The sequence below is a fragment of the Pseudomonas sp. K5002 genome (genome assembly GCF_013386655.1).
Lineage (GTDB): Bacteria > Pseudomonadota > Gammaproteobacteria > Pseudomonadales > Pseudomonadaceae > Aquipseudomonas.
The window spans coordinates 1-6,108 of sequence record NZ_JACARK010000680.1 but is presented as its reverse complement, the minus strand read 5'-3'; the positions used below and the strand labels follow the sequence as shown (position 1 = coordinate 6,108).

The window sequence follows — 6,108 nt, the reverse complement described above, 5'->3', positions numbered from 1 at the left end:
AAAGGCCAAGCGCGCCGTCGACGAAGCCAACGATGCCGACGACACCGCCCGAAGCGCCGGCAATGGCCTGTCGGGCACCTTGCGCGTCAGCGCGGGCGTGACTTTTTGCCGCTTGCAGATCATTCCCAACCTGGGCCCGTTTCTTGAGCAACACCCCGGCCTGAATGTCGACGTCGTACTCGACGACCGCGTGCTCAATCTGGTGGAAGAAGGCATCGACGTTGCGCTGCGCATCGGCAACCTGAGCGACTCCGGCCTGACCGCCCGCAAGATCGGCCAAAGCCCCAGCCGGATTTTCGGCACCCCTGCCTATTTCGAGCGCCATGGCGAACCCCACTCCCCGGAAGACCTCCTGCACCATCAGGCGGTGATCTATAGCTTGAGCGAAAGTACCTGTTGGACGTTCACTCAAGCTGCCCGGCAATGCCCTGTCGTCGCGCGCGGGCGCCTGCGCGTCACGTCCTCCGAAGGCATTCGCGCCGGCGTGCTGTCTCACCAGGGGTTGGCGATGGCCGCCGATTGGATGTTCATGCCGGAGATCGCCAGTGGCGAGGTCAAGGCCGTGCTGACCGACTGGGAACTGCCGCCCCGGGACTTGTGGGCCGTGTTGCCGACAGGCCGGATGGTCAGCGCCAAGGCCCGGGCGTTTATCGAGTTTATGGAGGGAGTGGTGCGCTGATCCTCAGCTGTCAAAGTGGGGAATACGTCCGTTCAGCGATGGCCAATAACTGAACGCGCGCGGCACCGCCAACACCTCTGGCTGGCGCAGGAGCAAATCCTGGATCGCTTGCGCAGCGATACTCACCGCGATGTTTTGACCGGGGCACTGATGCCTTCCAGCGCCAAAACTGAAGATTCGTCGTTGCTGTCGCTCAAGTAGAAAAACCTCGGGCGCAGGGTTCGCGGCCGCGTCCCGATTGGCCGAGGCCAGCAGCACCAGCACGGTGTCACCCGCCTCCAGAACCCTGTCGCCAATCGTGCAACGCCGGGCCACAAATCGCCGGGTGTTCTGCACCGGAGAATCGTAGCGGGCCACCTCTTCGACCAGCGCGACGGCGAGGGTCGGCGTGCCCTGAATGCGCGCCAGCAGATCGGGAAACCGATGCAGCGTGACCAGGGTGTTGCCAATAAGGCCGGCGCTCGCTTCGCAGGTCTGTGACAGCAGTCCGATCAGATTGGCGGTCAATGCGCCAAGGTTTTCCCAGGTACTGGCTTGGTAGTTGCGAAGGATGTGCGCCCGCAAGGCTGTTTGCTCCAGCACCCCGCTGAACATCTCCCTGAGCCTGCTCGCCCCGGCGTGTGCGTCGTGCAGTTGAACCTCAGTGCTCAGGGGCGAAAGGCAGGCGACAAAATCACGTGTCAGTTGGGCGACTTCCCGCAACTGGTCGCTGCGAAAACCCAGCCCATATGCAACGGCAGACACGGGTAACGTGAACATTAATTCGCTCAGGTCGGCCCCCGGGTGACCGATGCAGGCCTGGACATTCATGACCTCTACCGAGGCCAGCGCCGGTTCGATTACCGCCCTTGGACACCGATGGCCGGCGTCTTCATTCATGCGCATCAACGCCGCAAACACCTGCCCGGCCGCACCTTGCGCAATAGCCGCAGGCACCGGCTCGTGCAACGGACGCACCCGGCAATCGGGATGTGCCAGAACGGCCTCCACTATCCTGGCAGTGCTGGCGACCCATAACCCGAGACCTTCATCGAACAGCAGTCCGCCGTTAAGCCTCAGGCCTGTGTAAAAATCATAGGGATCGTGATGCGTAGCAGCTTCCAGCGGTGTCATTGCGTACTCCCTGTTCTTAAAGAACCGCTACTATCAGCCACCGCCCACCGCAACGATTCGTTCAGGAACGAAATATGAACGCCCATAACGACGACTCCGACCTCTCCCGGGTTGCCGGCGCGATTGCGGAACCGGCCCGCACCAGAATGCTCTGCGCATTGATGGACGGCCACGCGCGCACCAGCACCGAAATGGCAGTCATCGCCGAGGTCAGTGCCTCCACCGCCAGCGCTCATCTGGCACGCCTCAAGGACGATGGGCTGGTGAAGCTGCATACACAGGGCCGGCACCGGTATTACAGCCTCGCGGGCCCTCACGTCGCTCAGGTGATTGAAGCGTTGATGGTGATCAGCAGAAACACCACGACGACGTTCGTATCAACCACGCCCACTCGATTGCAATTCGCCCGGACCTGTTACGACCACATGGCCGGGACGCTGGCGGTGCGTCTGCATGACCATTTCATCGCGTCCGGCTGGATGGTAGGCGACAGTACCTACCAGCTCACCGCAGCAGGTGAAAAGGCCATGACCGAATTGGGTGTGGACGTGCTGACGCTTCGAGCGCAACGGCGTCGTTTTGCGTGTTCGTGCCTGGACTGGAGCATGCGGCGCCCGCATCTGGCCGGCGCGTTGGGGGCCGCTTTGCTGGAAAGCTTCATCCGCCGTAGATGGGTGACCCAGGATTTGGATAGCCGCGCCCTTGGACTCACACCCAAGGGGCAGGAGGAATTGGCCTGCCGGTTTGGATTGACCGCTCAAGAGGGTTTGGCGAGGCGTTGAAACAACTGCATCAGGACGGCCAACATCTTGGCGACCATCTTGTTCAACTGCGTAAGGGTGTCCGTCTTCGGATCGACTGGCGGCGTCGGCGTCGGCGTCGGGGCAGGCAGCACACTGGGCACGGGTTGCACGTCCGGTTTATGGCCGGCCCAGTGCACGTCCCCAGGCTTGATTTCCCCCTTGCTGGTCACCCGCAGATCGGCCGTGCCCTTCCCGGCCAGGTCAATTTCCAGGCTTGCACGGCCGGTGGTGGCGTCATGCTTGAGCACAGCCTCGCCTGCCCGGCCGCTGAACCGATCGGTAAAAACCAGGCCGCTGACACCGGCCTCCTTTAATGCCCCCGAGACATCAATCTTGTCGGTGCCGCTGGTAAAGTCCTCGATCAGGTCAGGGTGCTGTGGCGTGGAATCACTGGCCTTGTCGTAGATAAAAATGTCTGCCCCACCGCCGCCGCGTAACGTATCGGCACCCGCTCCACCCTTGAGCCGATTGCCCGCCTCATTGCCGATCAAGGTGTCGCGACCTGCACCACCCGTTGCATTTTCAACCGTACACCCCTTGGCAATCGAGACATTGCCCTTCAAGCCGCCCACATCAGAGAACGACTCGGCATTGAGGTTAATCTTCTGGTCCTGGGAGAACCCGGAAAAGTCCAACGTATCGTCACCGCCGCCGTCCCATACGCAGAAAATCGGTTTGTCCGTGGCGCTCTTGAGGGTCATCGCTTCGCGCTCGGTATTGGAGTTGAAGCCATAGGTGGTGTCGGTATTGCGGGTTTGATGATTGGCCCCATACAACCGCTGGGCCGCCGCAATGTCATCCATCATGGGTGCAGATGGATTCAACGACTTGAAGTCGTGGCCGGGTTGGTTTTTCTCCGACCAGTAGCTCATGACGCTGCGCGCCTTGGTATCCCCGGTATAGACCGCGCCACTGTTGTAGCTGGAGCCGCCGCCATTGTAGTTACCCGGATGCTGCAGGCCGATGGCGTGACCGATCTCATGCACCGTGGTGACCGAAAAATGACTGCCCAGGGCTGGCGCGCTATTGGTACCCCGGGTGCCGATCGTCGCTGTTGTGGTGGTCGTCCCGCGCGGAAAGGTAGCAACGCCAAGGTCACCGCGAGGGTTATTCCTGATGTTCACCGTACCTTCCGTTCCACCTGCCTGCTCCCTGAAGTTGATGTTGGCCACGTCCTGCCAGGACTGTACCGCCTCGCACACACGTTGCTTCTGCTGCGGGGTGAAACTCGAGTCGACGGTGTACGACAGGTCAACTTTGTTATCGCCGTTACGGTCTTGAAACCGCATGTTGTCCCGCGTGATGTGCTTGCCGGCCTGATCAGTCGTGTAGGTGGGCTTGCCGGCACCGACACCAAACGGTCCGGGATCAGACTCCGGTACATAGTAGGTCGAGGGTTTGCCAGCTATCAGCTTAGAACTATTCATGAAAACCGCGCGCTCTTTTTAATTAATGGAAAGCGCCCCCTGAACCCGTTGGCCAGCATACGACCGAACACCAGGGGACCCTGAAATTCACTTGCATTCCAAACAACCCATGACCAAGTAACCCCCCCTGCAGGGGAGTAAAAACCAAGGCGCGGACGCCTCTCAAACAGGTTTTTATAAATACCAAACCCACTTCAAAAAACCGCACGCGCCTCGGCATTAGATTTTATATCGGACGCTGCACTTCAGTAACAGGCCCTAGTAAATCCGACGGTCTTATCAAGTGAATGCTTTTAACCAGGAAGCTTGTCTCACGGTTGCCTGTGAGGTCTACCGCAACAAAGTAGCGGCCACTGTGGGGATTGAACTTCACCACCGTATCGCCAATACGCCCCGTAAAGGCCTCAACCACCCGCAAGGGTGTATTGACCTCTTTCATCATGGGCACCAGATCAATCTTGTCCCTGCCGCTGACAAAATCCATGATCATGTCCGCGTTGTGATAGGTAGAGTCACTGGCCTTTTCATAACGGAAGGTATTGCTGCCCCCCACGCCCCAAAGGACGTCGGCCCCTACGCCACCGGTCAAGACGTTGCCAACCTGGTTGCCAATCAGCAAGTCGTGGCCTGCGCCCCCTTTGGCATTCTCCACCCTGGAACCCTTGGCTATCGAGACGTTATTGTGCAGGCCGCCCACGCTGGAAGCCGCGCCGTCACGCAGATCAATTCTCTGGGCCTGGTTGAACCCGGAGAAATCCAGCGTATCGTTTCCGCCTTTGTCACGTACGGTGAACCTTGGCGCACTACTGAGTGAATGCAGACTCATGGAGCGGTTGGCGATATTGGAGTTGAAACCGTAGACCGTGTCTGACACGTCCGGCCCGGGTGTCAGTCGACCCATTACAGGGTGGGACTTTTTATCGGAATGACGATCGCCCGACCTTTCAGGTGCTACCACGTTTTGTACATAAGAGTTAAAAACAGGAGAAGTAACTATCATGCAACAACTTCCTTAAGGACACAGAATAACAGACCCTCTTTAAATAAGGCCCACCCCCGGCAAACCCTTTTCACCGGGACAACTAAACTGCCACAAGAAAGCGCAACTCACCAAGCCGAGATTATTTCACAAGAAGTATTGAAACATTAAAATTCGCCCATCCAACACGATAGGAGAAGTTGATTGTAGGAACTATTAAGCAGCCAAATTTTTCGCCACCGATGTTGTAAACTTCATCAGCAAGACTTGAAACTTTCCTACCCTTGATTAAATCTTTCACCTACAACCAAGGTTCTGACACGCGCTAATCAATTAAAAGATTTCTCGCGCAAGGGCTTAAATCACCCGCCCATCCCAGCCCACCGTCACATGCCGCGGCAACTCTCGCCGATGCTGCAACAACCACGCATCCAGCGTATGCCCCACATGGGTCAGCACCCCCAACTGCGCACCCACCTCTTCAATACATTGCAACGCCAGCGTCAGGTCATTGTGATTGCGCGGTGCCTGCGGTTGCGGCGGCATGGAGCAATCGAGTACCAGCACATCCAGCGGCTCCCGTTGCAGCCAATCGCGGGTGGCGGGTGGCAGGCCGACGGTGTCGGTAAGGTAGGCAATGCGCCGCCCTTCACCTTCCAGCAGATACCCCAGGGTGGGCTTGGAATGCAGCAGCGGTAACGCGGTGACGCTCAGTTCACCCAACCGGCGGGTTTCAAACTCGGCAAACGGCTGGCTGAAATCGAGGATGCCGGGGTGCTTGTACAGGTCGGACAACCCTTCCGGATCCACCGGCCCATGCACCGGAATCACCAGCCCCTGGCCCCAGCGCAGATGCAGCAGACCCTGGGCATGATCGGCATGGTAATGGGTCTGGAGAATCCCGTTGAAGCTGCGCGGCGGGAAGCGCTCGGTGAGGTCGGGCAACCCGCTGTCGATCAACCAGCGCTGGTCGCCACACTCGATCAATGCGCTGCATGGGCGGCGGCGCAGGCTCTGGTCATGGCGGGCCAGGCCACAGGCGGCGCACTCACAGCCATACACCGGCACTTGCCGCGCATCGCCGGTGCCCAGCAGTGTCAGGCGCAT

General features: G+C 59.3%; 6 protein-coding genes. 2 read left to right on the top strand and 4 right to left on the bottom strand.

The window, feature by feature from the left end:
* Nucleotides 1-679: substrate binding domain-containing protein (locus HX846_RS26095; protein WP_178966375.1), on the top strand; the 679-nt coding region annotated here is incomplete at its 5' end.
* Between the two features lie 3 nt (nucleotides 680-682).
* On the opposite strand, the gene HX846_RS26090 is transcribed toward HX846_RS26095, so the two are convergent.
* Nucleotides 683-1,792, bottom strand: a complete 1,110-nt coding sequence (locus tag HX846_RS26090; protein ID WP_178966374.1) for a cytochrome P450 — start codon at nucleotides 1,790-1,792, stop codon at nucleotides 683-685.
* Nucleotides 1,793-1,866: 74 nt separating this feature from the next.
* On the opposite strand from HX846_RS26090, the gene HX846_RS26085 reads away from it, so the two are divergent.
* A complete protein-coding gene (locus HX846_RS26085) occupies nucleotides 1,867-2,574 on the top strand; it encodes a helix-turn-helix transcriptional regulator (protein WP_177068872.1) in 708 nt (235 codons plus the stop codon).
* Here HX846_RS26085 and HX846_RS26080 read toward each other — a convergent pair.
* The 3 genes from HX846_RS26080 to phnP all read right to left on the bottom strand — a co-directional run bounded on the left by HX846_RS26080 (nucleotide 2,550) and on the right by phnP (nucleotide 6,108).
* Nucleotides 2,550-4,022, bottom strand: coding sequence for a M10 family metallopeptidase C-terminal domain-containing protein (locus HX846_RS26080; RefSeq protein ID WP_178966373.1), 1,473 nt, complete (start codon nucleotides 4,020-4,022; stop codon nucleotides 2,550-2,552). The genes HX846_RS26085 and HX846_RS26080 overlap by 25 nt on opposite strands.
* A 226-nt stretch (nucleotides 4,023-4,248) precedes the next feature.
* On the bottom strand, nucleotides 4,249-5,022 hold the full coding sequence (locus HX846_RS26075; protein ID WP_178966372.1) for a M10 family metallopeptidase C-terminal domain-containing protein: 774 nt from the start codon (nucleotides 5,020-5,022) through the stop codon (nucleotides 4,249-4,251).
* A 336-nt stretch (nucleotides 5,023-5,358) separates the two neighbouring features.
* Nucleotides 5,359-6,108 (bottom strand): phosphonate metabolism protein PhnP, encoded by a 750-nt coding sequence (gene phnP, locus HX846_RS26070; protein ID WP_003210610.1) that lies wholly within the window; start codon nucleotides 6,106-6,108, stop codon nucleotides 5,359-5,361.

What these genes read in the sequence shown, in the direction of transcription:
- HX846_RS26085 (WP_177068872.1), top strand. Translation starts at nt 1,867, where the DNA reads ATGAACGCCCATAACGACGACTCCGACCTCTCCCGGGTTGCCGGCGCG.
- HX846_RS26075 (WP_178966372.1), bottom strand. Translation starts at nt 5,022, where the DNA reads ATGATAGTTACTTCTCCTGTTTTTAACTCTTATGTACAAAACGTGGTA.
- phnP (WP_003210610.1), bottom strand. Translation starts at nt 6,108, where the DNA reads ATGCGCCTGACACTGCTGGGCACCGGCGATGCGCGGCAAGTGCCGGTG.
- HX846_RS26080 (WP_178966373.1), bottom strand. Translation starts at nt 4,022, where the DNA reads ATGAATAGTTCTAAGCTGATAGCTGGCAAACCCTCGACCTACTATGTA.
- HX846_RS26090 (WP_178966374.1), bottom strand. Translation starts at nt 1,792, where the DNA reads ATGACACCGCTGGAAGCTGCTACGCATCACGATCCCTATGATTTTTAC.